The sequence below is a fragment of the Sinorhizobium saheli genome (assembly GCF_001651875.1).
GTDB lineage: Bacteria > Pseudomonadota > Alphaproteobacteria > Rhizobiales > Rhizobiaceae > Sinorhizobium > Sinorhizobium saheli.
The window spans coordinates 39,190-64,549 of record NZ_LNQB01000096.1 but is presented as its reverse complement, the minus strand read 5'-3'; the positions used below and the strand labels follow the sequence as shown (position 1 = coordinate 64,549).

Sequence of the window (25,360 nt, the reverse complement as noted above, 5' to 3'; positions counted from 1 at the left end):
GAATCACCTGACGTTGCACGAATGCGGCAAGAACAAACGAGATAGAGCGGTGGCGCGAACGCATGTGAGCGCAGCCCGCTAGGCAGGAGACCGTGGTTCGACGAAGGCGTCGGGGCCCGGAGGCCGGCCGCGCGATCAGGCAGGAACGTAGCTCAGCCTGATCACATCCTCGCCGATCCGATCGTGAGCCACGAGGCGGAGCGGCGGCCGGGGTCCGGCGAAATAGGGCTTGCCGTGACCAAGCACGACGGGGTGCAGGTAGATTCGATATTCATCGATCAGGCCAAGCCGGGTGAGGCTTTGCGCCAGGTCAGGGCCAGCAACCTCGATCTCCCCCTCGCGCTCGGCCTTCAACGCGCGGATCGCGCCCTCGAGATCGTCCCCGACGAGCACGGCGTTGGCGCCGACCGACTTCAACGACCGCGAGACGACCCATTTCGGCTGGTTCCGCCATGCCGCCGCAAAGGCACGTTCGTCGGCGTCCCATTCGGGATGGTCGTCGTCCCAGTAGCGCATGACCTCGTAGATCCCGCGACCGTACAGGCTGCCTGCCTGCCGCCGGGCCTCCTCGATGAAGTGGCGGAAAAGCGCGGGGCCCGGCGCAAAGGCCATATGGTCGACGTAGCCGTCGAGCGACTGGTTCATTCCGAACACGAGCCTGGCCATCGTCACGTCCTTTCGCGTGGTGTGTGCATTTGGCAGTCCGGCGCCCCTGACTTCACACGTGCGCGGCAAAGACCAACGGACGCGCGCTGGGGCGAACGCATGCGAGCGCATCCCGCTCAAAAATTTACATGCGCGCCGGCGTGGTTGCAGTATGCAATCGGTCACACGCTAGATCGACTGATTGTATATTGCAATTGGTTTTGGCGGGCGCCGCCGCCGCCGAGCACCGGCTTCGCCGGGGCACGGCGAGACCACTCAGGCATCCGGCATCGTAAATACGGCGCAGGGCGCAGCGATGCCGCGCAGCTCGTGGCGGCCGAGCGGCACCAGCGGCCTCCTCGTCTCGGCGGCGACGGCGCCCGAGATCAGCACCGAACGGCTGAGCGGCCGGCAGAGCCCCTCCAGCCGGCTGACGAGGTTAACCGCGGGACCGATGGCGGTGAAGTCCAGCCGGTCGACCGCGCCGATATTGCCCCACAATATGTCGCCGAGATGCAGCGCCGTGCCGAAGGGCAGCGGCGGCAGCCCCTCCGCCTCCCTGACGGCATCCAGATGGGCCATCCCGGCGCGGGCGGCGACCACGGCGTTGAGGGCCGCCTCGCAGGCCTCGGCCGGCGCGCCGGTGACCGGGAAGATCGCGAGCAGACCGTCGCCGATGAACTTCAGCACCTCGCCGCCGAAGGCGTGGATGGCACCGGCGACGCGGTCGAACCAGGCGTCGAGGGCGGCGATCATCACCGCCGGCTCCGTCACCTCGGAAAGGCCGGTAAAGTTGCGCAGGTCGGCATAGAGCAGCGCCGCACGGATGGTCTCCACGGTGCCGCGACCAAGCGCGCCGGCTCGAACCCGGGTGGCGCTGCGCCGGCCGAGATACGCTTCGAGCAGGGCCGAAAGCGTCGCCCGCTCCGCGAGCGCCGCCAAGGGCCCCGCGGCAAAGCGCGCGGCCTCGCCGAGCCGCTCCATTTCGCCGGCGCCGAACGGCCGCGTCCCCGCCCAGCCCAGCACCAGCCTCTCCGGCTCGGGCCCGACCCTATCCTCACGCACGGGGCCGAGCTCCGCGAGCCAATCGCGCCCGGCCCGGTTCACCGGGCCGCCTGCAAAGCCCAGGGCCTCGATCACCGCCCCGGTCTCCGCCCGCCACAGCCAGGTGCGGCGGGCGATGATCGGATGCGGCACCGCAAGCGTCAGCGCCCCGCCGGCCAGGGGAAGGCCGTCGGCCGCGAGCCGGCCCCCAAGCCCGGCCAGGAACCGGTCCGGGCCGGGCGAGGCGCCGGCCTCGTCCAACAGCCATGCAAGCGGTGCGGGCAGATCCATGCGGCGATCATAGCGCCGCGGCCCCTCGCCTGTCATTCGCCCCGCGGCAAATTCCTTGCCGGCAGTTTTGAACCCTGCTCGCAGGAATGCGCGCACGATGCGTTCGCGCCGCGGCGCTATCTATTTGTCTTTGCTCTATTTGCACGACGCCAGGTGATGTCACCTGACTGCAGAATGCTCCGGCCGGTGGCGCCGGCGACCCCGACGGGCTATCATCCCGAAGCCTCGATCGGGCATGCCGATCCATCACCGCAATCGGGGCAGGTCATCGCAACCAGGGGGAAGACCGATGCAAGAGGCCCTCGTCGTCCGTCGCGAAACCCATATCCCGGCACCGCCCGCCGCAGTGTTCGCCTTGCTCACCGATCCCGAGAAGATCCTGCGCTGGATGGGAACGGAGGCCGAGGTCGAGCCGCAACCCGGCGGGCTCTATCTCGTCAACGTCACCGGTGCCCGCTTCGCCCGCGGCGCCTTCCGCGAGGTGGTGCCGGTGCACCGGCTCGCCTACAGCTTCGGCTGGGAAGGCAGCGACGTCGTGCCGCCCGGTTCGAGCCTGGTCGAGATCGACCTGATCGAGCAGCCGGATGGAACACTGGTGCGGCTGACCCACAGCGGCCTGCCGAATGCCGACCAATGCGCCGGCCATGCGGAAGGCTGGGCCCATTACCTCGACCGGCTGGCGGAGGTGGCCGCCGGTCGCGACCCCGGCCCCGACCCCTGGCACGGCCGCACGGGCTAGAGCATTTTGCAGTCAGGCGGAATCACCTGACGCCGCACAAATGCGGCAAAAACAAACAGATAGAGCGATGGCGCGAACGCATGTGAGCGCATCCCGCTCTAGCGCGGAATCGTCCGTCACCAGAGTGTATTTGCCCACCAGAGTGCAATTGCCCCTCACCCTAGCCCTCTCCCCGCACGCGGGGCGAGGGGATAAAGGCGGTGCCGCGCACGCCTTCTCCCCCGTTTTGCCGCCTGCGAGCAAGGGGACTTGAGGCGTGCGGCCTTCCTCTGTTCGCAGGCGGCGGGGAGTGTAATTTGGAGCGAGGCGTCGCCGCGAGTCTCCTTCTCCCCGTCAAGACGGGGAGAAGGTGGCCGGCAGGCCGGGTGAGGGGCAATTGAACCGGCAAACGGGCTCTGGATTCCGATTAGTTCGTCGCGCCTCCCTCAGCGTCGCTTTCCAGCGTCTCGCCGAGCGCCGGCTTCTTCTTCCTCGGTCGCGCCGGCTGTTCGAGGATATTCACTGGTGCGGAAATGGTCGCGGCGGCGACCGTGCCGACGTTCTTGGCCGTGCCGGCGACGACGGCGGTGATGCCGTCGCCGAGCGTCATCTCGGAGTCGGTCAGCGTCTGGCCGGTCATGATCCGCTGGCCGATCAGTTGCACGATCTCGGGGCTTTCGGCGAACTTGCCGTGGTGCAGGCCGTCCTCGGTCTTGACCTTGGTGAGGTCGATCGCCGTGATCCCGGCCTTCTCGAGCTGGCTGCGGTAGGGCTCGGCGGTCGGATCGATCGCGCCCAGCCGCGAGACGTCGCCGGAGATCAGCCGCGAGAGGGCGAGCGCGCGATCGTCCTGCGACACGAAAATCGTGAACTTCGGCCGGCCCTTCCCGAGGTCCACCCATTGCTTGGCGAAGACGTCGAGGTCGATGTCTGGCGAGGCAAGGATGACGTTCCTGATCTTCGGCGCGATGCGGCCATCCCGGATGCCCATCTGCCGGAGCGCTTCCATCGTCAGCCATGTTCCCATCGAATGAGCCAGAATCGTAACCTCCGTCACGTCCGGGGCAGTGGCGAGCGCGCGCAGCCCGTCTTCGAGCGCGGTGCGCGAATAGTTGGTGCTCTCCTTGTCGTAATTATAGTCGAGCACCCTGGCGCGCGACGGCCAGGTGAACAGCATCGGCGTTGCCTTGGCGCCGGAATCATGGACGATCTGCGCCAGCCGGAAGACCGCGTCCTCGTAGGTGTTGTTGAAACCGTGCACGAACAGAAAGACGTGGCCGCCGACATTGTGCCGGTGGAACCAGGCGCGCGCCTCGTCCCGCGATGCGAGCTTCTCGACCCGCGTCACGGCGAAGTCGGTCTGCGGATCGGGCGGCAGGCGGCGCGGCCATTGCACCTCGCCGACCTTGCGCCGCGAGGCGGGCGGGATCGAGACGGCGATGTCGGTGAAGGAGAGCTCCGCGCTGCGTTCGCCCGAGAACAGCGTGGCGGGATTTCCCGAGGGCTCGCGCGTCGTCGCCACCAGCATCTCGACCTGCGCGGTCGCGGCCGGGCTCGCCAGCGCCACCGGCGTCATCACGCCCTTCGCGTGCCCGCCGCAGCCCGCCAGGAGTGACAGCGAAACGAGCGCGGCGACCGCGCGAACGGGCAATCCATACCGGCGATGCCGCACGCGGCGACCCATCATTCCAGGCATCGATGTTCCCCCTGACGACCCGCAAAGCGGAACCGCGTTCCCTGAGCGCGGCGGCATGAAAGAATGAAGCGGAAGATATATCCGCAATTTCTGTTCCGCCTGAAGACGGAAAATGAACTTCTTGCGGCAGAATGAAAAAATCTCGACGGAACCGGGATATTGAGCGCCGGTGATGCGCGCCGGCGACAGCGGCGTCTTTGACACTGGCCCGGCGCCGGCGTTTGTGCGAGATGAAAGCACCGCGCGACGCACCAGACGCGCTGCAGCACTTTGAACCACAGGGGAGACGACGGGTGAGGCAACGGCGCGCCCCGACAGCCAGAGATCGCGAGCCCGGCGCGGGCGCCGGCAAACGCGTGACCCTGGCGCGGGCGCTTTCCAAGCTTGGCTACTGCTCGCGCACCCAGGCCGAGCGGCTGATCGGCGAGGGCCGCGTCAGCGTCGCCAATCGGACGACGACCGACCTTTCGCTATGGGTCGACATCGACAAGGACCGGATTGCCGTCGACGGCGTGCCGGTCACGGCCGAGGCGAAGCTCTATCTGATGCTGAACAAGCCGCGCGGCCTGGTGACGACCCGTGAGGATCCGGATGGGCGACCGACCGTCTTCGACTGCCTCGGCGAGGTCGACGCCCGCTTTCTCTCGCCGGTCGGCCGGCTCGACAAGGCGAGCGAGGGGCTGCTGCTCTTCACCAATCACACGGTGCTCGCGCAGCGCCTGCTCGATCCGGCGACGCATCTCGGCAAGGTCTATCACGTCCAGGTGCGCGGCCACTTCGACGAGGCGACCGCCGCGCGGATGACGGAGGGCGTGGTCGAAGGCGGCGAGATGCTGAAGGCGAGGCGCGTCCGTCCGTTGAGAGGCGGCGAGAAGAACAGCTGGATCGAGGTCGAGCTTGAGGAAGGGCGCAACCGGCAGATCCGCCGCATGCTCGAGGCGCTCGGCTTCGAATGCCTGCGGCTGTTGCGCGTCTCGATCGGCGAGATCAGGCTCGGCGACCTGCCGAAGGGGGCGAGCCGGCCGCTGACGGAGGAGGAAATCCTCTACCTCAAGCGCCGCACCGGCCTCTGAGTTCGGCGTGCGGCCCCCCGATGGGTGGAAACCCACCCATCCGAAGGCGCGTTTGTTTCCGATTCCACACATTCTTCGCGTGCGCCCACGGGAAAAGCAGGAAACGGCCTCGGCCCGCAGTTGTCTGTGGTAAAATCCCGCTTGCTAATGGGTGAAGCCAGAAACCGGTGCGGGAGGATCCATGCCGGCTGGTCGCTAAGTTCATCCGGGAGGAAAAGATGAAGATTCTGAACGCGCTTCTGGGCGCCGCCGCAGCCATTTCCCTTTTTGCCGCCTCCGCCAACGCTCAGGGCTATCCGGAGCGCACGATCACCATGGTGGTGCCCTTCTCGGCCGGCGGCCCGACCGACACGGTCACCCGCCTCGTCGCCGAAGCGATGTCGAAGGACCTCGGCCAGCAGATCATCGTCGAGAACGTCGGCGGCGCCGGCGGCACGCTCGGCGCGGGCCGCGTCGCCAAGGCGGAGCCGGACGGCTACACGCTGCTCTTGCATCACATCGGCATGGCGACCAGCGCGACGCTCTATCGCAAGCTCGCCTACGACACGCTGAATTCCTTCGAATATGTCGGTCTCGTCACGGAAGTGCCGATGACGATCGTCGCGCGCAAGGACTTCGAACCGAGCGATCTCAAGGGGCTGATCGACTATGCGAAGGCCAACAAGGACACCGTGACGGTCGCCAATGCCGGCATCGGTGCGGCTTCGCATCTCTGCGGCATGATGTTCATGAGCGCCATCGATACGCAGCTCACGACCGTTCCCTACAAGGGCACCGGCCCGGCGATGACCGACCTGCTCGGCGGCCAGGTCGACATCATGTGCGACCAGACCACCAACACGACGAAACAGATCCAGGGCGGCACCATCAAGGCCTATGCCGTGACCTCGCCGGCGCGGCTGAAGATCTTCCCCGACCTGCCGACGGCGGAAGAGGCCGGCCTCAAGGGCTTCCAGGTCGGCATCTGGCACGGCATCTATGCGCCGAAGGGGACGCCGGCGGAAATCACCGACCGCCTGTCGAAGTCGCTGCAGAAGGCGCTCAAGGATCCGAACGTCGCCGCCCGCTTCGCCGAGCTCGGCACCGAACCCTCGAGCGAAGCCGACGCGACGCCGGCGGCTTTGAAGGCCAAGCTCGAAGGCGAGATCGCCCGCTGGAAGCCGGTGATCGAGGCCGCCGGCCAGTACGCGGACTGATCCTTCACCCAACCTGCCGCCACTTCCCTCCCGTACCCGCGGGAGGAATGGCGGTTGACAGCCGTCAACCGTCACCAGGCACGGGGCGATCATAAGCGCTAATTTCGCTGTAGCACTTTGAATTGCTGCGTGTTTTTCCTGAAATCGGCTAGGATGAAGGAAGACGTGCAGCAAGGCGGGACCAGAACGAATCCGACCGGCGCCCGCCCGCATCCATGCGAGGACAATCGCCAGATCGACACGCCGCGGCCGTGTCCAAAAGACCATAGGGGACATGAATGAAGTCCATCTCCTTCGATCCGACCAATGCGCTATGCGGCGGCATTCTGACGGCCGTCGGGCTGTTCTTCGCCTGGCAGTCGTTCGGCCTCGAGCTCGGCACCGCCTTCCGCATGGGTCCCGGCTATTTCCCACTCTTGCTTTCGGCCGTGCTGACGCTGCTCGGCATCATCGTCCTCGTGCAATCGGCGCGCGTCCAGCACGAGCCGATGGGGCCGATCGCGATCCGCGGCATGCTCTTCATCCTGCCGGCGCCGATCTTCTTCGGCCTGACGATCAGGGGGCTCGGTTTCGTTCCGGCGATCTTCTTCACCGCGCTGATCGCCTGTTTCGCCTCGCACCGGATGCGGCCGCACTGGGCGCTCGCCGTCTCGCTGGCGCTGACGGTCTTCTCGCTCGTGGTCTTCAGCTACGCCCTCGGCCTGCCCTTCGAGCGCTTCGGCCCCTGGGTCCGGTTCTAGGAGGCGGCCATGGATCTCATCAGCAATCTCGCCCTCGGCTTTTCCACCGCCGCTTCGCCGGCTAACCTTCTCTTCTGCCTTATCGGCGTCCTCCTCGGAACGCTGATCGGCGTGCTTCCAGGCATCGGCGCCACGGCGACCATCGCCATGCTGCTGCCGATCACCTTCCAGCTCGAGCCGGTCTCCTCGCTGATCATGCTCGCCGGCATCTATTACGGCGCCCAGTATGGCGGCTCGACCACGGCGATCCTCATCAACATGCCGGGCGAATCCTCCTCCGCCGTCACCGCCATCGACGGCTACCAGATGGCGCGCAACGGCCGGGCCGGCACGGCGCTGGCCATCGCCGCGCTCGGGTCGTTCTTCGCCGGCACCGTCTCGACCTTCCTCGTCGCCCTCTTCGCGCCGCCCTTGACCGAGATCGCGCTGGAATTCGGCGCAGCCGAGTATTTCTCGCTGATGATCGTCGGCCTCGTCTCCTCGGTGGCGCTCGCGCACGGCTCGATCGTCAAGGCGCTCGCCATGGTCGCGCTCGGCCTGCTGCTCGGTCTCGTCGGCACCGACATCTATACCGGGACGCCGCGCTTCACGCTCGGCATCCGGGAATATTCTGACGGGCTCAATTTCGTGGCGGTCGCGGTTGGCGTTTTCGGCATCGCCGAAATCCTGCGCAACCTCGAAAGCGAGAAGACCCGCGAGGTGCTGATGGCAAGGGTCTCCGACCTGATGCCGACGAAGGAGGATTTCAAGCGCATGTTCGCGCCGGTGATACGCGGCACGGTCATCGGCTCGGCGCTCGGCGTGCTGCCGGGCGGCGGCGCAATCCTCGCGGCCTTCGCCTCCTACACGGTCGAGAAGCGCATCTCCGACCGGCCGGAAGAGTTCGGCCGCGGTGCGATCGCCGGCGTCGCCGGGCCTGAAAGCGCCAACAATGCGGGCGCGCAGACCTCGTTCATCCCGTTGCTCACCCTCGGCATTCCGGCAAATCCGGTCATGGCCCTGATGATCGGCGCGATGATCATCCAGGGCATCGTTCCCGGACCGAACGTGGCGGTGGAGCAGCCGGCGCTCTTCTGGGGCATCATCGCCTCCATGTGGATCGGCAACCTGATGCTCGTCGTCCTGAACCTGCCGCTGATCGGGCTCTGGGTGAAGCTCCTGAAGATCCCCTATTTCGTGCTCTTCCCGATCATCATGGCCTTCTGCTCGATCGGGGTCTACAGCGTCAACTCCAACGTCTACGATCTCTATGCCGTCGCCTTCTTCGGCCTCGTCGGCTATCTGCTCCAGAAGTTGCGTTGCGAGCCGGCGCCGCTGCTCCTCGGCTTCGTGCTGGGGCCGCTGCTCGAAGAAAACCTCCGGCGCGCGATGATCCTCTCGCGCGGCGACCCGACGACCTTCTTCACCCGGCCGATCAGTGCCGGCCTCCTGCTGATCGCGGCGATCGTTCTCGTCGTCGTCTTCCTGCCGGCCGTCAAGGCCAAGCGCGAGGAGGTCTTCGTCGAGGAGGACTAAGACACCCTGGAACATCCCCGGCCCCGCGTCTGGACAGGCGCGGGGCTGGACGCTCTCTGGCCCCCCGGCAGAAAAAATCGCGCCGATGTCACACCAGCCGATCCTGTCTCGTCATGGTATCGCAAGCAACAAGAGGAAAGCGAACCATGACTGCCAAACTTGATCCCTTTGCCGCCGCCCCTTCCCTCATGAAGAGCTGGTTCAGCCTGTCGAACGCCGTCGCTTCGAGCCTTGAGCCGAGCCTCATCGAACTCGTGAAGATCCGCGCCTCGCAGATCAACGGTTGCGCCAACTGCATCAATATGCATACGGTCGAGGCCCGGGCGAAGGGCGAGACCGAGCAGCGGATCTACCTGCTGGCGGCCTGGCGCGAGGCCCCCTGCTACAGCGATCGCGAACGCGCCGCGCTCGGCTGGACGGAAGCCCTGACACGGCTTTCGGAGGGGCATATGCACGAAAGTGCCTACCAGGCCGTGAAGGCCCAGTTCACCGAGGAGGAGCAGGTGAAGCTTACGCTGATGATCAACGTCATCAACGGCTGGAACCGCCTCGCGATCGGCTTCGGCCTGTGGGTCGAGCCGGCAGCCGCCAGGGCACCCGCCGAGAAGGCGGTCGCCTGATGGTTGCGAGCGCGCATGAGGATGCAGCGGCGAGTTTCGACCCGCTGCGTCCGAAGCTGATACGCGTCGCCTATCGCATGCTCGGCTCGGTTGCCGATGCCGAAGACATGGTGCAGGAGGCCTTCATCCGCTGGATGGGGGCCGACCGGGCCGCGGTGCGCGAGCCCGAGGCTTTCCTGCGCCGCACGGTCACCCGGCTGTGCCTGGACCAGCTGAAATCGGCCAGACGCCAGCGCGAGACCTATGTCGGGCCGTGGCTTCCCGATCCCGTCGTCGAAGAGGAGGAAGAGGAAGACGTCACCCTGCCGCTGATGCTGGCACTGGAACGCCTTTCGCCGCTCGAACGGGCGGCGTTCCTGCTGCACGACGTGTTCGGACTCTCATTCGAGGAAGTCGCGGCGACCATCCAGCGCGACGCAGCCGCGTGCCGCCAGCTCGCCGCCCGCGCGCGCAGCCATGTCCGCGAGGCAAGGCCGCGCTTCCGGGTGGAGAAGGAGCGCGGGCTCGAACTGGCCGAGGCCTTCTTCACCGCCTCGCGCAGCGGCGACATGAAGACGCTCGGCGCGATGCTGGCGGCCGATGTCAGCGTCCATGCCGACGGCGGCGGCAAACGCCCCGCAGCCAACAGACCGATCATCGGGTTCGATGCGGTGATGAAGATGCATGAGGGCCTGGCAAGGCTTTTCCAGGCGAATGGCTCCAAACTTCTTCGTATCGGCTTCGTCAACGGACTGCCCGGCTTCGTCACGCTCGAAGCCGACGGCGAGATCCAGACCACCGCCCTCGATATCGAGCACGGCCAGGTCACCGCGATCTATGTGGTGCGCAACCCTGACAAGCTGAGGCATTTGCACTAGGAGCATTCTCAGTCAGGTGGAATCACCTGACGTCGCACGAATGCGGCAAAAACAAGCGGATAGAGCAGTGGCGCGAACCTATGCGAGCGCATTCCGCTCTAAAGCCGGTCGCCCTCGCCCGACGGGCTTCGCAGGGCCGGCGCGAACTGCGGCATCTCTCCTCAAATCGAGATCGATTCAGGAAGACATGCAGTCAACAGTGCGGCCGCTGTGCTATTCTAGGTCTATCGGGCAGGCACGAGATGACCTTTCTACGCGGCCTTTTTCGACTTTGGCTGATCGCCTCTTTGCTTTGGATGGCGACACTCGTCGTCTACATCGAAGTCGAAGGTCGGCGGCGGGACGTGGCGGATGGCGGCTCCGTCTTCGTCAAGGCCTGGACGGTGATCGCAGACGGCTGGAAAGCCGAGCGCGAACTGGCAGCCATGAGGGAAGTGGCGGCCGTATCTGACGGGATGTCTGTCGCGCCGGACGAGACTTCGAGGCGCATTGAAACCGGCAGGGACGTACAGAAGGTGGCGCTGCTTTTCGGCGGACTGCTGCTCGGCCCGCCGCTCATCCTGCTCGTGCTCGGAGCCTGGGTCGTCCACGGTTGAGGCCGCCGACGGCAACGGTCCCATGAAGTTCACGAAGCATTGAAACATGCAGTCGCCGCGGCCGTGATCTCGCGCGTCAGGTCGATGAGCCGGTCGGCGGCGAGGCGGTTGATCTGCCAATACAGCGGAACATCGAGCGGCGTCTCCGGGATCAGCTCCAGGAGCCGGCCGGAGTTGAGGTGCTCGCGCACGAGCGGGGCCGGGTTCATGCCCCATCCCATGCCGGAAAGGCTGGCCTCGACGAAGCCTTGCGTCGAGGGCAGCCAATGCGTCGGGGGCGTGAGGTCTTCGCCGAAGACCCGACGAACCCACCGGCTCTGCAGCCTGTCCTTCTGATTGAAGGTCAAGGCGGGCGCGTTGCCGATCGCCTCGGCCGTGACGCCCTCGGGAAAATGCCGGGCAATGAAATCGGGGCTCGCCGTCGCGTAGTAGCGAAGCGGGCCGAGAGCCATGCGCCGGCAGCCCTGGACCGGTTTTTCCAGGCTGGTGACGGCCGCGATCACCCGCCCGCGCTGCAACCAGTCGGCAGTATGGTCCTCGTCGATCGCTATGTTCAGGAGATAGCCGGAGCGTCTGGCGAAATTGGACACCGGCGCCAGGAACCAGGTGCCGAGACTGTCGGCATTCGTCGCGATATGGAGCGTCACCCTCGGTTCGGGTTCCGCCGGATCGACTAGGCCCGGCAGATGCCCGAACAGCTCGGCCTCGAGCATGCCGACATTCTCCATGTGCCGGCAAAGCCATTCTCCCTTCTCCGTCGCGGTGCAGGGGCTGCCCCTCGCGATCAGGACCATGCCGAGGCGTTCCTCGAGCTGCTTGACGCGCTGCGACACGGCCGAAGGCGTGACGTTGAGAAGGCCCGCGGCCTTTTCGAAGCTGCCTGTCTGGACCACCGCCGAAACGGCTCTGAGTGCGGAATAATCGAGCATGTCCTTAGCTGTGCTTACTCGGTGTTAGCAACATTAACTACCCTAAATTCGAAAGAGGGGATAGCGGAAACACTCTTGGAGTTTTCGGGAGCCTGCGGGCATGAATTTTCCGATTTTTACGACCGGGCTCATGATGGGGCTCAGCCTGATCGTCGCCATCGGCGCGCAGAACGCCTTCGTGCTGCGCCAGGGCCTGCGCAACGAGCATGTCTTCCCCGTCTGCCTCGCCTGTGCGCTGTCCGACGCGGTGCTGATCACGCTGGGGGTCACCAGTTTCCGGCAGATCGCCGCATTGCTGCCCTGGCTCGATCCGCTGATGCGTTTCGCAGGAGCGGCGTTCCTGATCTGCTATGGCGCAAGGAGCCTCTATTCGGCCCTCCGCTCGTCCGAAGCGCTCGCGGTGCAGGAGGCAGGCGCATCAGGCCTGCGCGCGACCCTCATCACCTGCCTTGCGCTCACCTGGCTCAATCCGCATGTCTACCTCGACACGGTCGTGCTGCTCGGCACCATCTCGACCCGGTTCACGGGACACGAGGTCTCGTTCGCCGCCGGTGCAGCGACGGCGTCCTTCCTGTTCTTCTTCTCGCTTGGTTACGGCGCGACCCTGTTGCGGCCGATCTTCCTCAAACCGACAGCCTGGCGCGTTCTGGAGACCCTCGTCGCGCTTACGATGTGGATGATCGCCTTCAAACTATTGAGGTAGACGCGGGAGCCGGTTTGCGCGCTATATGCTCCGACCGTCATGAATCACCAACAGCAGGATCGGGCCTCAGATTGACCGGCGAACTTCACCATCTCCTCCTCGTCTATACCGCCTATGTGATCGCCGCCGGGAGCCCCGGTCCCAGCAATATGCGGATCATGGGCGTGGCGATGCATAACGGAAGACGTGCGGCCCTCACACTTGCTGCCGGCGTCGTCAGCGGTTCGATTTTCTGGGGTGCGATGGCCGCAACGGGTGTGTCCGCAGTCCTGACGCGCTATGCGGAAGCGCTCATCCTTCTCAAGATCGTCGGCGGCCTCTATCTCCTCTATCTCGCCTCGAAGGCCGGCAAGGCGGCGCTTGCTTCCGACGCGGAGACTGCTGCCGATGCGAGGCCGAATGGTGCCGCTTTGTCGGGGGCAGACCTCTACCGGCGCGGATTGCTCATGCATCTCAGCAATCCGAAATCGATTCTTGCCTGGATCGCCCTTGTAACGCTTGGCCTGGGGCCGGACTCGTCGTGGCATACGCTCGCTGCGATCCTCGGCGGCTGCGCGGTCCTGAGCGTCACCATTTTCTGCGGTTATGCGATCATCTTCTCCACCGCCCCCATGATACGGCTGTACCGGCGCGCGCGGCGCTGGATCGAAGGGCTCCTTGCCGTGTGTTTCGGCTTCGCCGGTCTCCGGCTCTTGTTGTCGCGGGCCTAGAGCATTTTGCAGTCAGGTGGAATCACCTGACGTCTGCATAAATGCGGCAAAAACAAACGGATAGAGCGGTGGCGCGAACGCATGTGAGCGCATCCCGCTCTCAAGCATTTTGCAGTCAGGTGGGTTCACCTGACGTCGCACGGATGCGGCAAAAACAAACGGATAGAGGGGTGGCGCGAGCGCATGTGAGCCCATCCCGCTCTGAAGGGGAGCGCCATGAAATTGTTCACCGGCCTTTCGGCCTTTTCCATCACACCCGCCGATCCCTCGGGGCACGTCGATACGGCTGCGCTCGCCCGGCTCCTCGGACGGATAGCTGCGGCGGGGGCCGACTCGATCGGGCTGCTCGGAAGCACCGGCGCTTATGCCTTCCTGTCGAGGCACGAACGGCAGCGTGCAGTGGAAGCAGCCATGGAATGCGTCGGCGGCAGGATACCGGTGATCGTCGGCGTCGGCGCGCTGAGGACCGACGAAGCGCAGGCCCTCGCCCGCGATGCGCGGAAGGCCGGGGCGAATGGCCTCCTGCTGGCGCCCATGTCCTACACGCCCCTGACGGAAGAAGAAGTGTTCCAGCACATTTCTGCCGTTGCGCAAGCGGGCGAACTGCCGCTGTGCATCTACAACAATCCGAGCACCACCCGCTTCACCTTCACCGACGATCTGCTCGCCCGCCTCGCGGCCGTGCCGAACATTGCCGCCGTGAAGATGCCGCTCCCCGCCGACGGGGATTTCGAGGGGGAGCTTCGGCGCCTGCGCTCGCGGACGCCGGACGGTTTTGCCATCGGGTACAGCGGCGATTGGGGAGCGGCGGATGCCCTGCTCGCCGGCTGCGACGCCTGGTACAGCGTGGTCGCCGGTCTTCTGCCTTCCGAAGCCCTTGCCCTGACGCGGGCTGCCAATACCCGCAACACGTCCGAAGCCAGGCGCCTGGATGAGAGCTTCCAGCCCTTGTGGAGCCTGTTCAAGGCGTTCGGCAGCTTCCGCGTCATGTACGCGATCGCCGATGTGCTCGGCCTCTGCGAGGCGGCGCCGCCGCGACCGATCCTCCCCTTGCCACATAGAGAAAGGACAAGAGTGAAGGACGCTCTCGATCGGATCTTGGTCTGACGGTTACAGACTGTGTGGTCGAAAGACTTGCTTGCGTTGGCCTTGACCGTCCGGTTGCGGACTTGCGTCCGCCCGGGCGACACGGGCACTTCGGGGGTGGAGAAACACGGCTTGCCCCCTATCTGGACGGTGGTGATGGAAACGAACCGGTTCAAGGCGAAAGGAATGCGCAATGGCAAAGAATACGATCTGCCTCTGGTACGACAAGGACGCCGAGGCTGCCGCTCGCTTCTACGCGGAGGTCTTTCCCGATAGCAGGGTGATTGCCGTGCACCGTGCACCCGGCGACTACCCGGCAGGCAAGGAGGGCGACGTGCTGACGGTCGACTTCACGGTCGCGGGCATTCCTTGCATCGGCCTCAACGGCGGTCCCACCTTCAAGCACAACGAAGCCTTTTCGTTCCAGATCGCCACCGACGATCAGGAGGAGACCGACCGCTACTGGAACGCCATCGTTGGCAACGGCGGCCAGGAAAGCGCCTGCGGCTGGTGCAAGGACAAGTGGGGCATTTCCTGGCAAATCACGCCGCGCGTATTGACCGACGCGATGGCGGCCGGCGGCGACGAGGCAAAGCGCGCCTTCGAAGCGATGATGACCATGAAGAAAATTGACGTCGCCGCAATCGAGGCGGCACGGCGCGGTTGACGCTCCATCGAGCGTCTGCGAGTGAGTCCCGAGCATCGGGACGAAGCGAGAGCGGGAAGCGCTCACACGCGTTCGCGCCACCGCTCCATCTGCCTGTTTTGCCGCATTTGCGACGTCAAGTGATTCCACCTGACTGCAAAATGCGCTAGGCGGCCTTGACCAGCCAATCCGCAAACAGGCGCGCCTGGGAGGTCGCCTTGGGATGGATCTTCAGATGGAAGGGCACGGGTGACGGGACGCTGTCGCCCACGAGTTCGACGAGTCGCCCTTCCCGCATCAGGCTCCCTACCAGCCCGTCCCAGCCCAGCACTGCCCCGACATCGTCCTGCGCGGCCTGAAGCGCAATCATGTAGTTGTTGACGTAGAAGCTGCGGCCTTTGGGAAGCGGGTGGCCGAGCGCCTGAAACCAATCGGCCCAGGTGGTCCAGCCGGTTTCCTCGTTGCTCATGTGAACCAAGGGGGCGTTGATGAGGTCCTCGACCCCGTGAATGCGATGCTCGGCGGCGAAGGCCGGTGTGCCGAGCGCGACGATGCGGTCCTGAAAGAGCGTGCGGTATTCGACGCCATTCTCCTGCGGATTGCCGTAATGGACGCTGAGATCGCAACGGCCGGTCGTTCCCGGAACGTCGCTGACGATCTGCGAGACGCTGATGCCGGGATGGATTTTCCAGAAAGCTGAAATCTTCGGCGTGAGCCACAGTGAACTGACCGCGGTGGTCGTCCGGATGGTCACGTCAACCGTTTCCTGCCGGTCGCGTATCTGCGTGACGGCCTCCGAGATCGTCTCGAATCCACGCTGGATCGCCAGGAACAGAAACGCCCCTTTCTCCGTGAGTTCGACCCCGCGGCTGCGGCGCAGGAAGAGGCTGCAGCCGAGATCGGTCTCGAGCGCCTTGATCTGGTGACTGATGGCCGCCGGCGTCACATTCATCTCCTCGGCGGCCTTCTTGAAGCTCGCATTTCGGGCCGCCGCCTCGAAGCAGACGAGAGCGGTCATGGAGGAGAGATCGTAGGGCCGGGGCATAGCTATCTTTCAGAACCGAACCTGCCGGGGGCCAGCGCTTCGTGAGTTTAGTTGAGCTAAGCCATCATGAAAATAAGTGCTATTGCCAAAAGGGTTTTGCGGCAAGAAGATTTGAGCACAGTTGAATATGCCGAGCATGGAATCTTCCTATGACAAGACCCTCGCCATCCATGGCCTGCTTGCGCGCCGCGTTCCCGGCCATTCTCTCGAACGGCCGTTCCATACATCGCCGGCAATCTACGAACTCTTGGCCTACGCGGTGCCTGCCTGCCGGCTCGCCAGGGCGGGCAGCTGCGTCACGACGCGCGTCCGGCGCCTATGAGGAGCAGTGCCCATGAAATAACTCGGATCTTTCCAGGTTGCATGGATCCTGATCGCCACAGGCATCATCGAGAGTGACGGAGGTTGCAATGGAATCCGTATCGGCCGGAGCGGGAGAAGCACCGCGGCGAACGCGAGGGGCGAGAGCACAGCGACGGGAAGCGGGCAGCAATCCCGGCGTTCCCTATATCGTCCGCAACATACCGACCTACGATATTCTCGGCGAGGAGAGCCTCGCGCGGATCGAGCGGACCGCAGATCGCATCCTGGCCGAGGTCGGCATCGAGTTCCGCGACGATGCCGTGGCCCTCGACCACTGGCGGCGAGCCGGTGCCAGGATCGACGGCGTGCGCGTCACCTTCGAACCGGGCATGCTGAAGGAGATCGTATCGTCGGCGCCGCGGCAGTTCACCCAGCATGCGCGCAATCCGGCGCGCAGCGTCGAGATCGGTGGCAACAACGTCGTTTTCAGCCCGGCCTACGGCTCTCCGTTCGTCATGGACCTCGACAAGGGCCGGCGCTACGGCACGATCGAGGACTTCCGCAACCTGGTGAAGCTCGCCCAGTCGAGCCCGTGGCTGCACCATTCCGGCGGGACGATCTGCGAACCGGTCGACGTGCCGGTCAACAAACGCCATCTCGACATGGTCTACAGCCACATCAAATATTCCGACCGTGCCTTCATGGGCTCGATCACGGCGGAAGAGCGGGCCGAGGACTCGATCGAGATGGCCCGCATCCTCTTCGGTGCCGATTTCGTCGACAGGAACTGCGTGATCCTCGGCAATGTCAACGTCAACTCGCCGCTGGTCTGGGACGGAACCATGACGAAGTCGCTGCGCGCCTATGCGCGCGCCAACCAGGCGGCGGTCATCGTGCCCTTCATCCTCGGCGGCGCCATGGGGCCCGTCACCAATGCCGGCGCCATTGCGCAATCCTATGCCGAGACGCTCGCCGGCTGCGCGCTGACGCAGCTCGAGCGCAAGGGGACGCCGGTGATCTTCGGCAATTTCCTGTCCTCCATGTCGCTCCGCTCCGGTTCGCCGACCTTCGGAACGCCCGAACCGGCAATCGGCAGCATGGTCGTCGGCCAGCTCGCCCGCCGGCTCGGGCTGCCGTTGCGCTGCGCCGGCAACTTCTCCAACGCGAAGCGCCCGGACGCCCAGGCAATGCAGGAAGGCGTGATGTCGATGCTGTCGGCGGTGCATTGCGGCGCCAATTTCATCCTGCATTCGGCCGGCTTCGTCGACGGCCTGCTGGCCATGTCCTACGAGAAGTTCGTGATCGACACCGACTTCTGCGGCGCGCTCCACTCCTATCTCGCCGGCGTCGTCGTCGACGACAACACGCTCGCGATGGACGCCTTCCTCGAGGTCGGGCCCGGCAGTCACTTCCTCGGTTGCGACCACACCATGCGCAACTACCAGACCGCTTTCTGGGACAGCGCCCTTTCCGACAACGAACCGTTCGAGAAATGGTTCGAGCAGGGCGAGACGGACATGGCGTTGCGCGCCAACCGATTTTGGAAGAAGACGCTCGCCGAATACCAAGCGCCGCCACTGGACGTGGCGATCGACGAGGCGCTCATGGACTTTGTCGCCCGACGCAAGAACGGCATGCCGGACGCCTGGTACTGACGGCGCCGCTAGGTCCCGAGTACCGGGCGTGCGTATAATCGACCACGGTCGCGTCAGCCGATTCGAGGGTCCGCAAATTTGAGCAAGCCGAACTATGGGGACATAGCCCGCCACGCGGGGGTTGGAACCGCAACCGTCGAGCGAGTTCTGAACGGGCGGGGAGGTGTTCGCCCCGGATTGGTCGAGAAGGTCCTTCTTGCCGCCCGCGCCTTGAACTATCCGCGCAAGCTCCCCGAGGCGCATCGCGGCCTGCTGCGCATCGAAGTGCTGCTGGTTCGTCCGGAAACGACTTTTTACCAGCGGCTCTCCAAGGCGTTCGAGAGAATAGCCGCCACCCTCGACCCGCTGGTGGTGGTGCAGCGCAGCTTCGCCGAAGAGATGAAGCCGGACGAGATTGCCCGGCGCATCGCGTCCACGGACGTGGCGCGTGCCGGCCTGATCCTCGCGGTGCCAACCGGCCCGGCGATCGGTGCCGCGGTGGAAAGCGTCAGCGCGCGAGGTGTGCCGGTGGTTCACGTGGTGACCCGGGCATCCGACCGCGCTGGCGAATTCGTCGGCATCGACAATCATGCCGCCGGCCGGACGGCGGCGCTCTATATCAGCCGAATGGCCCCCAGGACCGGACCGGTCGTCGCAATCTGCCATCCCATCTATCAGGTGCATCGCGACCGTATCCGCGGCTTCTCTGACTATTTTCGTGACAACCCCAGCGGTTCGAGCTTCGAATGGCTGGGATTCGGTCGCGACGAGGGGCGCGTCAGCGCCGACCGGCTGTGGTCGGCACTCGAGATGTATCCCGATCTTGCCGGTCTCTATAACGCCGGCGGCGCGAATTCCGCCTTGATCGAGGTGCTGCGCCGGCATCCGCGCGGTCGAGATGTGTTCTTCGTCGGGCACGAACTGACCGAAAACACGCGGGCGGCGCTACGCGACGGCACCATGGATGTGGTTCTGGACCAGGCGCCGGAGGCGCAGGCCCGCCGGGCGCTCGACCTGATCCTGCATCGGACCGGGCTCACCGATATTGCGCCTGACAAGGCTCCCATTCGCTTCATCACCATCACCAAGGAAGGCCTTTGATCTAATCAGATCAAGGAAGGCTTCGGCGTTCGGAAGGCCACCTGATATTTCAAGTCAGGGAGGAGAGCCGGAGCGTCCGCTCGGAGCGACACCGGACAAGGCGCGCAAGCGCTCTCCTCGACCAGAGACATTTGCAGGGGGCGCGAGCGATCCGCCCGAGGAGAGCGCAATGGACGACCTGAAGTATGGAACGCGCAACAAGCGCGGCGACTGGGCGCCGAACGAGCCCGTTCAGAATGCACCGCTGTTCCTGTTTCCTCCCCGGCTGATGGCGATCCTGAAATGGCTGCCGCACTACTTCTTACCCTGGAACGCGATCTTCGCGGCTTCGGCTGTCGCCTACTGGGCGTGGGTCATTCCGCCGATCGAGACGATGCAGACGATCGGCATCGGCTGGGTCGCCTGGCTCTATGCCGTGAACGCGATCTGCGTCTTTCTCTTCTACGGCGCCTTCGAGCTTCATCTCTACGTGCTGAAGCGCCAGGAAAACCGCTTCAAATACAACGGAAAGTTCCCGGCGGAGCAGAAGAGCAAGGCGTTCTGGTTCGAAAGCCAGAACCTCGACAACATCCTGCGCACCTTCCTTTCGGGCGTGACCGTCTGGACGGCGGTCGAGGTCGCGATGCTCTGGGCCTACGCCAATGGCTACGCGCCGTGGCTGAACTTCGCGGAAAGGCCGTGGACGCTTGCCGTCGTTGCGCTGGTGGTGCCGATCATCCACGAGTTCCACTTCTTCTGCATCCACCGGCTCATCCACACGCCGTTCCTCTACAAGTGGGTGCATTCGGTCCACCATAACTCGGTGAACCCATCGCCCTGGTCGTCGTTATCGATGCATCCGGTCGAGCACCTGCTCTACTTCGGAACGGCCTTCTATCACCTGATCCTGCCCTCCAACCCGATCCTCATGCTCTACCAGCTGCATTATGCGGGTTTCGGCGCGATCCCCGGCCATGTCGGCTTCGACAAGGTCGAGATCGGCGAGAACAGGCTGGTCGATAGCCACGCCTATGCTCACTACCTGCACCACAAGTATTTCGAGGTGAACTACGGCGACGCCCTGATCCCGCTCGATAAGTGGTTCGGCACCTGGCACGACGGCTCTCCGGAGGGCGAGGCGCGGATGCAGGAACGCTACCGCAAACGCAAGGAAAAACTCGCGGCCCGCAAGGCGCGCATGGAAGTCCGGGAGGCTGCTGAATGACCTGGGTTACTGCCTGCAAGCTCGACGACATCGAACAGGAAGGCGCCATCCGCTTCGATCACGGCGGCCGCACCTTCGCGATCTACCGCGGCCCCGACGACAGCGTCTACTGCACCGCCGGTCTCTGCACGCACGAGGCGATCCATCTCGCCGACGGGCTGGTCATGGATTTCGAGGTGGAGTGCCCCAAGCATTCCGGCGCCTTCGATTACCGCACCGGTGAAGCCCTCAGGCTTCCCGCCTGCGAGAACCTCAAGACCTATCCGGCCGAAGTGATCGACGGAGAAGTTCGCGTGGCGCTCGGCTAGGACGGCCCACCATGGGTTGGGCGCGGCGGGCCCCCGGGGAATTGAATTCGGGTGGCCCGGCGCCCCAAGGGAGGATGACATGAAATCAATCTGTGCGGCGGCCGTCCTGGCCGTCCTGATGGCGGGCACGGCATTGGCCGAGACGATCGGCGTTTCGATGCAGAGCTTCGACAACAACTTCCAGACACTCTTACGCCAGGGGCTCGATGCAAGGGCCGCCGGGGTGAGCGGGGTCAATCTGCAGATCGAGGATGCGCAGACCGACATTTCCAAACAGCGCAGTCAGGTGGACAACTTCATCGCCTCGGGCGTGGATGCGATCATCATGACATTGGCGGACACCTCCGCCGCCCCCGGCATCAGCGAGGCCGCGCAGAAGGCGGGAATTCCGCTCGTCTACCTCAATCTCCAGCCGGAAAACCTCGACAAGCTGCCCGAAAAGCAGGTCTATGTCGGCTCGAAGGAAACCGATTCCGGAAGGCTCGGGGCCGAGGCCGCCTGTGCGCTGTTGAAGAAGAAGGGCAAGGCAGGCGATGCGCAGGCCTATATCCTGATGGGCGATCTGGCCCACCAGGCGTCGCGCGATCGCACCTCATCGGTGAAGGAAACGCTGGCGGCAGGCGATTGCAAGGGCGTGACCATTGCCGACGAGCAGTCCGCCGCCTGGACGCGTACGAACGCCATGGACCTGACCACGAACTGGATCACCGCCGGCCGGCCGATCGACGTCATCTTCGCCAACAATGACGAGATGGCGATCGGTGCGATCCAGGCGCTGAAAGCTGCGGGCGTGTCGATGGAGGATGTGATCGTCGTCGGCATCGACGCGACGCAGGATGCGCTTGCGGCGATGGCGGCGGGTGACCTGGACGTGACCGTCTTCCAGAACGCGAAGGGGCAGTCGGCCAGTGCCGTCGACGCAGCCGTCGCGCTCGCTCAGGGCAAGGGCGTCGACAAGGAGGTCTGGGTGCCCTTCGAACTCGTGACCCCCGAGAACATGGATCAGTACACTCAGAAGAACTGATCCTCCTCACCGGCGCATCTGAATGCGCCGGTCCATCTTTCACGTGGAGAAAACGATGGACGGTATCGTCATCATCGGTGCCGGGGAATGCGGCACCCGCGCGGCATTCGCCCTGCGCGAAGCAGGCTATCGCGGATCCGTCACGCTGGTCGGGGCCGAGCCGCACCTGCCCTATGAACGGCCGCCGCTGTCGAAGCCGATGAACGGCGCGGTGCAGATGAAGCTGATCTGCGCGAAGGACGCGTTGGAGGCGGCCGGCATCGACTATCTTTCCGGAGTGTCCGCCTCGAAGCTCGATGCCGGCGCCGGAACCGTGACCTTGAGCGACGGCCGGGTGCGGCGCTATGAAAAGCTGCTTCTCGCCACCGGCGCGCGCCCGAGGCGGCTCGGCTGTCCGGGTGCGGAACGCGCACTCGACTTCCGCACCCATGCCGATGCCGAGACGGTCTTCTCCAATGTTGCCGCAGGCCAGAGCGTCGCAATCATCGGCGGCGGTCTGATCGGGATGGAACTTGCAGCGGTGCTTCGCGGAAAGAATGTCTCCGTCGATGTGATCGAAGCCGCACCGAAACCTCTCGGCCGCGCCGTCCCCGCCCGCTTTGCCGAAAAGCTGCATGCGAGACATGCGGCCGAAGGCGTGCGGTTTCATCTGGGGCGCGGCGTCGTGGCTGTCGGCGACGAAGGCGTCACCCTGACCGACGGCACTCTGGTGCCCGCCGACCTTGTCGTCGGTGCCATCGGGGTTCTGCCTGAAACCGCCCTGGCGGAAGCGGCCGGATTGGCCGTCGACAACGGAATCCTGACGGACAGCCGCCTTCGCACCAGCGTGCCGAACGTTTTCGCGGCAGGCGACTGCGCCGCGGTGGCGCAGCCCGCCGGCGGGCACATCCGCCATGAAAGCTGGCGGAACGCGAGGGCGCAGGCCGAGACCGCGGCGCGCAACATCGCCGGCGCTGCCGAGACCTTCGCCGCCATCCCCTGGTTCTGGTCCGATCAATATGATCTTGGCCTGCAGGTGGCCGGGCTGCCCCGGCCCGCACATCAGAGCGTCGTGCGTCCTGTCGCAGGCGGCGAGCTCGCCTTCTATTTGGACGACGGGCGCCTCGCGGCTGCGGCGGGCCTCGGCATCGGCAATAGCCTCGCCAAGGATATCAGGCTGGCCGAGATGCTGATCGCCGCGGGGATCAGCCCCAGTCCCGCGGCACTCGCCGACCCGGGCGTGAACCTCAAAGTCCTCCTGAAAAGCGCGCGAGCCGCATGATGCAGAAGCTGCTGATCTTCCAGTCGCTCTGGGCAATGGAGCGCCGGCACACGGACGGCCACGAGCGCAGTCTCGGCGAGAACATCGCCATGATCGCCGGGGCTGGGTTCGACGGGGTCAGCGCCCATTACACCAACCGCCGCGATGTCGTGCGGCTCAACGAGGCCCTTGGCGGCACCGGGTTGAAGATCGAAGGCGTCTGCTTCCCGCGCTCGGTCGAGGACCTGCGCCTGCCGCTGGAACTTGCCGCGGAATTTCCGGTCAGCCACATCAACCTGCAACCCGATGTCCGCCCGCGCCGCATCGAGGATTGCCTGCCGCTCCTCGACGGGTGGATACGGCTCGCCGAGGATGCGGGCATCCCGGTGTTCATCGAAACGCATCGGGACAGGATGACCACGGACCTGTTCTTCACGCTGGACCTACTGGACCACAGGCCCGACCTGCCGCTTCTCGCCGATCTCTCGCATTTCCTGGTCGGCCGCGAATTCGCCTTTCCGGTCGACGCGGAAAATCACGCAATGATCCGGCGCATCCTGCGGAATGCCCGGGCCTTTCATGGTCGCGTCGCCTCTCGCGAGCAGGTGCAGATCGAGATCTCCTTTCCGCACCACCGCCCCTGGGTCGATCTCTTCCGGGAGTGGTGGGACTACGGTTTTCGGAACTGGCGTTCCCGCGCCGGCGACGACGCCGAACTGGTCTTCACCTGCGAGCTCGGCCCCAAGCCCTATGCGATCACCGGGCGGGACGGCAACGACACGACCGACCGATGGGCGGAGGCCCTGCTGCTGCGGCAGATCGCGCGCGATCTCTGGACTGCCGCTGCCGAGCCGCAGCAGGCCGGCGACTGTCTCATCCATTCTGATCGGCCGATGCCGACGAGAGCCGAGAGCAAGTGATCGACGCCGGATGCAAAAAGCCGCCGAAGGCCGTCCCCGAACGGCTCCACTTTCCACGCCGCGGCCAACCTCCACCGGCTGCGGTTGGGGGGTTTCCGACCGCCTCTCTTTTTTGCGTTCAGAACGGCCAGACGGTCAACTTCGGCCCGATTTCAACGCGCTGCGGCTCAAAATCGATCGACGAGAGGCCAGGCATGGCGAGAGCGCCGACAAGACTGCGGTGCTTACCCGTCAAGCGTTCGAATTCATCATAGGTCATCAGGACATGGGAAGGCCTGCCGCGGTCGGTTATGATGACCGGGCCGCCTTTGGCTGCCTTCTTGGCGCGACTGACGTCATGGTTCAGCTCGCGGCTGGAAAGGGTCGTGATCCCCACGGCTCACCTCCATGTAGGTAATTACCTGCACATAGCATCCGAGACAGCAAAAAACAGGTGGAGCGGGGCCCGGCTCCCGGCCGTCACACTGACTGCTCTAAATGTCCATTGGCCACGTGTCGGAAAGGCGGTAGCCCGACGGGAACGGGTCCGCGGGATCGACCATCAACTGTTTGGTGCCTATGATCCAGGCCCGTCCGGAAATGATGGGTCTGATCGCGGGCGTGCCCTTGAGGTCGACGGCGCTATCGATCTTGCAGTGGAACTCCGTATCCAGAATCGAGATGCCCACAAATCTGTCGCCGACTTGCATCTGGCCCTTGGCGTGGAGCACCGCCATCCGTGCCGAACATCCGGTGCCGGTCGGAGAACGGTCGATCTTGCCGGGCCGGATCGCCACTGCGTTCTTGCCGGTCAGCACGCCGTCCTTCAAGACGACGGGATTGGTGAACTGGCAGAAGGAGATGTGATCCCAGTCGTTCTCCGGATGCCTGAAGCCCAATTGCTCGTTGGCGGCCCGGGTTATCTTCATTCCCGCTTCGGCCAGATCACGGGCCTGGCCGGGTTCGATGGCGAGCCCGACGGATGCCGCATCGACGATGACAAAACTGTCGCCGCCATAGGCGGTGTCCACCGTCAGCGTGCCCATGCCCTCGACCTCGATCGTCGCATCGAGCCTGCCGGCGAAAGAAGGAACGTTGCGGACACTGATCCTCTCGGCCTTTCCGTTGCGGCACTCGGCCTCGACTTCGATCAGGCCGCCCGGCGGCTCGAGCACCATGCGGGTGACCGGCTCCTGCATCGGAATGATCCCGGTATCGAGGAGGACGGTCGACACGCAGATCGAATTGGAACCGGACATCGGCGGCGTATCCTCCGGCTCCATGATGATCCAACCCATCTGGGCTCTTGGATCCTTGGGCGGCACCAGCAGGTTCACGTGGCGGAACACGCCGCCGCGCGGCTCGTTGAGCACGAAATTGCGCAGGGTCTGGTCGGCCGCAATCCATCGCGACTGCTCCCACACCGTTGCCCCGGGAGGCGGGAGAACCCCGCCGACGATGACATCGCCGACTTCGCCCTCCGCATGGCAACTCACAATATGCACGACCTTGGATGTGCGCATTTCCTCTCCCTGGC

Annotated in this window: 27 protein-coding genes; 20 read left to right on the top strand and 7 right to left on the bottom strand. The window is 65.0% G+C overall.

Features of this window, described 5'->3' with window-relative positions:
* Window positions 1-135: 135 nt before the first annotated feature.
* Window positions 136-666 carry a dihydrofolate reductase family protein gene (locus tag ATB98_RS24700; RefSeq protein ID WP_066878506.1) on the bottom strand — a complete coding sequence of 177 codons (531 nt, stop codon included), beginning with the start codon at window positions 664-666 and terminating at the stop codon, window positions 136-138.
* A 255-nt stretch (window positions 667-921) separates the two neighbouring features.
* Window positions 922-1,980, bottom strand: coding sequence for an adenylate/guanylate cyclase domain-containing protein (locus ATB98_RS24695; protein ID WP_066878526.1), 1,059 nt, complete (start codon window positions 1,978-1,980; stop codon window positions 922-924).
* A 289-nt stretch (window positions 1,981-2,269) separates the two neighbouring features.
* Between ATB98_RS24695 and ATB98_RS24690 the strand changes: the two genes are divergently transcribed.
* On the top strand, window positions 2,270-2,719 hold the full coding sequence (locus ATB98_RS24690; RefSeq protein ID WP_066878505.1) for an SRPBCC family protein: 450 nt from the start codon (window positions 2,270-2,272) through the stop codon (window positions 2,717-2,719).
* A 406-nt stretch (window positions 2,720-3,125) separates the two neighbouring features.
* Here the strand turns inward: ATB98_RS24690 and ATB98_RS24685 are convergent, their stop codons facing one another.
* Window positions 3,126-4,385, bottom strand: coding sequence for an alpha/beta hydrolase (locus tag ATB98_RS24685; RefSeq protein WP_234782019.1), 1,260 nt, complete (start codon window positions 4,383-4,385; stop codon window positions 3,126-3,128).
* Between the two features lie 302 nt (window positions 4,386-4,687).
* On the opposite strand from ATB98_RS24685, the gene ATB98_RS24680 reads away from it, so the two are divergent.
* The 7 genes from ATB98_RS24680 (at window position 4,688) to ATB98_RS24650 (ending at window position 10,991) form a co-directional block, all read left to right on the top strand.
* Complete coding sequence (locus tag ATB98_RS24680; RefSeq protein ID WP_066878503.1) at window positions 4,688-5,467, top strand: pseudouridine synthase; 780 nt, start codon at window positions 4,688-4,690, stop codon at window positions 5,465-5,467.
* A 218-nt stretch (window positions 5,468-5,685) separates the two neighbouring features.
* The gene (locus ATB98_RS24675) at window positions 5,686-6,663 is read left to right on the top strand and encodes a tripartite tricarboxylate transporter substrate binding protein BugD (protein WP_066878501.1); all 978 of its coding nucleotides are present in this window, start codon (window positions 5,686-5,688) and stop codon (window positions 6,661-6,663) included.
* A gap of 278 nt (window positions 6,664-6,941) precedes the next feature.
* Window positions 6,942-7,403, top strand: a complete 462-nt coding sequence (locus tag ATB98_RS24670; protein WP_066878499.1) for a tripartite tricarboxylate transporter TctB family protein — start codon at window positions 6,942-6,944, stop codon at window positions 7,401-7,403.
* Window positions 7,404-7,412: 9 nt separating this feature from the next.
* Window positions 7,413-8,918: a tripartite tricarboxylate transporter permease gene (locus tag ATB98_RS24665; RefSeq protein ID WP_066878497.1), complete on the top strand. Its 1,506-nt coding sequence runs from the start codon at window positions 7,413-7,415 to the stop codon at window positions 8,916-8,918.
* 146 nt (window positions 8,919-9,064) lie between these two features.
* Window positions 9,065-9,538, top strand: coding sequence for a carboxymuconolactone decarboxylase family protein (locus ATB98_RS24660; RefSeq protein ID WP_066878495.1), 474 nt, complete (start codon window positions 9,065-9,067; stop codon window positions 9,536-9,538).
* Entirely contained in the window at window positions 9,538-10,395 is an 858-nt protein-coding gene (locus ATB98_RS24655; protein WP_066878493.1) for a sigma-70 family RNA polymerase sigma factor, read from the top strand. Before ATB98_RS24660 ends, ATB98_RS24655 begins: the two co-directional genes overlap by 1 nt.
* Window positions 10,396-10,637: 242 nt before the next feature.
* Window positions 10,638-10,991 carry a hypothetical protein gene (locus ATB98_RS24650; protein ID WP_066878491.1) on the top strand — a complete coding sequence of 118 codons (354 nt, stop codon included), beginning with the start codon at window positions 10,638-10,640 and terminating at the stop codon, window positions 10,989-10,991.
* A 29-nt stretch (window positions 10,992-11,020) separates the two neighbouring features.
* Here ATB98_RS24650 and ATB98_RS24645 read toward each other — a convergent pair whose 3' ends face one another.
* Window positions 11,021-11,920: a LysR family transcriptional regulator ArgP gene (locus tag ATB98_RS24645; RefSeq protein ID WP_066878489.1), complete on the bottom strand. Its 900-nt coding sequence runs from the start codon at window positions 11,918-11,920 to the stop codon at window positions 11,021-11,023.
* Between the two features lie 100 nt (window positions 11,921-12,020).
* On the opposite strand from ATB98_RS24645, the gene ATB98_RS24640 reads away from it, so the two are divergent.
* The 4 genes from ATB98_RS24640 (at window position 12,021) to ATB98_RS24625 (ending at window position 15,086) form a co-directional block, all read left to right on the top strand.
* Window positions 12,021-12,623: a LysE/ArgO family amino acid transporter gene (locus ATB98_RS24640; RefSeq protein ID WP_066878487.1), complete on the top strand. Its 603-nt coding sequence runs from the start codon at window positions 12,021-12,023 to the stop codon at window positions 12,621-12,623.
* Between the two features lie 71 nt (window positions 12,624-12,694).
* The gene (locus ATB98_RS24635; protein ID WP_066878486.1) at window positions 12,695-13,333 is read left to right on the top strand and encodes a LysE family translocator; all 639 of its coding nucleotides are present in this window, start codon (window positions 12,695-12,697) and stop codon (window positions 13,331-13,333) included.
* 216 nt (window positions 13,334-13,549) lie between these two features.
* Complete coding sequence (locus ATB98_RS24630; RefSeq protein ID WP_066878484.1) at window positions 13,550-14,440, top strand: dihydrodipicolinate synthase family protein; 891 nt, start codon at window positions 13,550-13,552, stop codon at window positions 14,438-14,440.
* Between the two features lie 172 nt (window positions 14,441-14,612).
* Entirely contained in the window at window positions 14,613-15,086 is a 474-nt protein-coding gene (locus ATB98_RS24625; protein WP_066878483.1) for a VOC family protein, read from the top strand.
* A gap of 145 nt (window positions 15,087-15,231) precedes the next feature.
* On the opposite strand, the gene ATB98_RS24620 is transcribed toward ATB98_RS24625, so the two are convergent.
* Window positions 15,232-16,110, bottom strand: coding sequence for a LysR family transcriptional regulator (locus ATB98_RS24620; protein ID WP_066878481.1), 879 nt, complete (start codon window positions 16,108-16,110; stop codon window positions 15,232-15,234).
* A gap of 136 nt (window positions 16,111-16,246) precedes the next feature.
* Between ATB98_RS24620 and ATB98_RS24615 the strand changes: the two genes are divergently transcribed.
* The 8 genes from ATB98_RS24615 (at window position 16,247) to ATB98_RS24580 (ending at window position 23,844) form a co-directional block, all read left to right on the top strand.
* Entirely contained in the window at window positions 16,247-16,432 is a 186-nt protein-coding gene (locus ATB98_RS24615) for a hypothetical protein (protein ID WP_066878479.1), read from the top strand.
* An 88-nt stretch (window positions 16,433-16,520) separates the two neighbouring features.
* Window positions 16,521-18,068, top strand: a complete 1,548-nt coding sequence (locus ATB98_RS24610; RefSeq protein ID WP_066878477.1) for a trimethylamine methyltransferase family protein — start codon at window positions 16,521-16,523, stop codon at window positions 18,066-18,068.
* A 78-nt stretch (window positions 18,069-18,146) separates the two neighbouring features.
* Window positions 18,147-19,148, top strand: a complete 1,002-nt coding sequence (locus ATB98_RS24605; protein WP_066878475.1) for a LacI family DNA-binding transcriptional regulator — start codon at window positions 18,147-18,149, stop codon at window positions 19,146-19,148.
* Window positions 19,149-19,317: 169 nt separating this feature from the next.
* Window positions 19,318-20,352, top strand: a complete 1,035-nt coding sequence (locus ATB98_RS24600) for a sterol desaturase family protein (protein WP_066878473.1) — start codon at window positions 19,318-19,320, stop codon at window positions 20,350-20,352.
* Complete coding sequence (locus tag ATB98_RS24595; RefSeq protein WP_066878471.1) at window positions 20,349-20,660, top strand: MocE family 2Fe-2S type ferredoxin; 312 nt, start codon at window positions 20,349-20,351, stop codon at window positions 20,658-20,660. Before ATB98_RS24600 ends, ATB98_RS24595 begins: the two co-directional genes overlap by 4 nt.
* A gap of 79 nt (window positions 20,661-20,739) precedes the next feature.
* A complete protein-coding gene (locus ATB98_RS24590; RefSeq protein WP_066878469.1) occupies window positions 20,740-21,684 on the top strand; it encodes a substrate-binding domain-containing protein in 945 nt (314 codons plus the stop codon).
* Window positions 21,685-21,739: 55 nt separating this feature from the next.
* Window positions 21,740-22,945: an NAD(P)/FAD-dependent oxidoreductase gene (locus ATB98_RS24585; protein WP_066878467.1), complete on the top strand. Its 1,206-nt coding sequence runs from the start codon at window positions 21,740-21,742 to the stop codon at window positions 22,943-22,945.
* Window positions 22,942-23,844, top strand: a complete 903-nt coding sequence (locus ATB98_RS24580; RefSeq protein ID WP_234782017.1) for a sugar phosphate isomerase/epimerase family protein — start codon at window positions 22,942-22,944, stop codon at window positions 23,842-23,844. The genes ATB98_RS24585 and ATB98_RS24580 overlap by 4 nt, the downstream gene beginning before the upstream one ends.
* Before the next feature lie 118 nt (window positions 23,845-23,962).
* On the opposite strand, the gene ATB98_RS24575 is transcribed toward ATB98_RS24580, so the two are convergent.
* Window positions 23,963-24,220 carry a type II toxin-antitoxin system Phd/YefM family antitoxin gene (locus tag ATB98_RS24575; protein WP_066878464.1) on the bottom strand — a complete coding sequence of 86 codons (258 nt, stop codon included), beginning with the start codon at window positions 24,218-24,220 and terminating at the stop codon, window positions 23,963-23,965.
* A gap of 97 nt (window positions 24,221-24,317) precedes the next feature.
* Window positions 24,318-25,346 carry a trans-3-hydroxy-L-proline dehydratase gene (locus ATB98_RS24570; RefSeq protein ID WP_066878462.1) on the bottom strand — a complete coding sequence of 343 codons (1,029 nt, stop codon included), beginning with the start codon at window positions 25,344-25,346 and terminating at the stop codon, window positions 24,318-24,320.
* Between the last annotated feature and the right edge of the window lie 14 nt (window positions 25,347-25,360).

What these genes read in the sequence shown, in the direction of transcription:
- ATB98_RS24700 (WP_066878506.1), bottom strand. Translation starts at nt 666, where the DNA reads ATGGCCAGGCTCGTGTTCGGAATGAACCAGTCGCTCGACGGCTACGTC.
- ATB98_RS24695 (WP_066878526.1), bottom strand. Translation starts at nt 1,980, where the DNA reads ATGGATCTGCCCGCACCGCTTGCATGGCTGTTGGACGAGGCCGGCGCC.
- ATB98_RS24690 (WP_066878505.1), top strand. Translation starts at nt 2,270, where the DNA reads ATGCAAGAGGCCCTCGTCGTCCGTCGCGAAACCCATATCCCGGCACCG.
- ATB98_RS24685 (WP_234782019.1), bottom strand. Translation starts at nt 4,385, where the DNA reads ATGATGGGTCGCCGCGTGCGGCATCGCCGGTATGGATTGCCCGTTCGC.
- ATB98_RS24675 (WP_066878501.1), top strand. Translation starts at nt 5,686, where the DNA reads ATGAAGATTCTGAACGCGCTTCTGGGCGCCGCCGCAGCCATTTCCCTT.
- ATB98_RS24670 (WP_066878499.1), top strand. Translation starts at nt 6,942, where the DNA reads ATGAAGTCCATCTCCTTCGATCCGACCAATGCGCTATGCGGCGGCATT.
- ATB98_RS24665 (WP_066878497.1), top strand. Translation starts at nt 7,413, where the DNA reads ATGGATCTCATCAGCAATCTCGCCCTCGGCTTTTCCACCGCCGCTTCG.
- ATB98_RS24660 (WP_066878495.1), top strand. Translation starts at nt 9,065, where the DNA reads ATGACTGCCAAACTTGATCCCTTTGCCGCCGCCCCTTCCCTCATGAAG.
- ATB98_RS24655 (WP_066878493.1), top strand. Translation starts at nt 9,538, where the DNA reads ATGGTTGCGAGCGCGCATGAGGATGCAGCGGCGAGTTTCGACCCGCTG.
- ATB98_RS24650 (WP_066878491.1), top strand. Translation starts at nt 10,638, where the DNA reads ATGACCTTTCTACGCGGCCTTTTTCGACTTTGGCTGATCGCCTCTTTG.
- ATB98_RS24645 (WP_066878489.1), bottom strand. Translation starts at nt 11,920, where the DNA reads ATGCTCGATTATTCCGCACTCAGAGCCGTTTCGGCGGTGGTCCAGACA.
- ATB98_RS24640 (WP_066878487.1), top strand. Translation starts at nt 12,021, where the DNA reads ATGAATTTTCCGATTTTTACGACCGGGCTCATGATGGGGCTCAGCCTG.
- ATB98_RS24630 (WP_066878484.1), top strand. Translation starts at nt 13,550, where the DNA reads ATGAAATTGTTCACCGGCCTTTCGGCCTTTTCCATCACACCCGCCGAT.
- ATB98_RS24625 (WP_066878483.1), top strand. Translation starts at nt 14,613, where the DNA reads ATGGCAAAGAATACGATCTGCCTCTGGTACGACAAGGACGCCGAGGCT.
- ATB98_RS24620 (WP_066878481.1), bottom strand. Translation starts at nt 16,110, where the DNA reads ATGCCCCGGCCCTACGATCTCTCCTCCATGACCGCTCTCGTCTGCTTC.
- ATB98_RS24615 (WP_066878479.1), top strand. Translation starts at nt 16,247, where the DNA reads ATGGAATCTTCCTATGACAAGACCCTCGCCATCCATGGCCTGCTTGCG.
- ATB98_RS24610 (WP_066878477.1), top strand. Translation starts at nt 16,521, where the DNA reads ATGGAATCCGTATCGGCCGGAGCGGGAGAAGCACCGCGGCGAACGCGA.
- ATB98_RS24600 (WP_066878473.1), top strand. Translation starts at nt 19,318, where the DNA reads ATGGACGACCTGAAGTATGGAACGCGCAACAAGCGCGGCGACTGGGCG.
- ATB98_RS24595 (WP_066878471.1), top strand. Translation starts at nt 20,349, where the DNA reads ATGACCTGGGTTACTGCCTGCAAGCTCGACGACATCGAACAGGAAGGC.
- ATB98_RS24590 (WP_066878469.1), top strand. Translation starts at nt 20,740, where the DNA reads ATGAAATCAATCTGTGCGGCGGCCGTCCTGGCCGTCCTGATGGCGGGC.
- ATB98_RS24585 (WP_066878467.1), top strand. Translation starts at nt 21,740, where the DNA reads ATGGACGGTATCGTCATCATCGGTGCCGGGGAATGCGGCACCCGCGCG.
- ATB98_RS24580 (WP_234782017.1), top strand. Translation starts at nt 22,942, where the DNA reads ATGATGCAGAAGCTGCTGATCTTCCAGTCGCTCTGGGCAATGGAGCGC.
- ATB98_RS24570 (WP_066878462.1), bottom strand. Translation starts at nt 25,346, where the DNA reads ATGCGCACATCCAAGGTCGTGCATATTGTGAGTTGCCATGCGGAGGGC.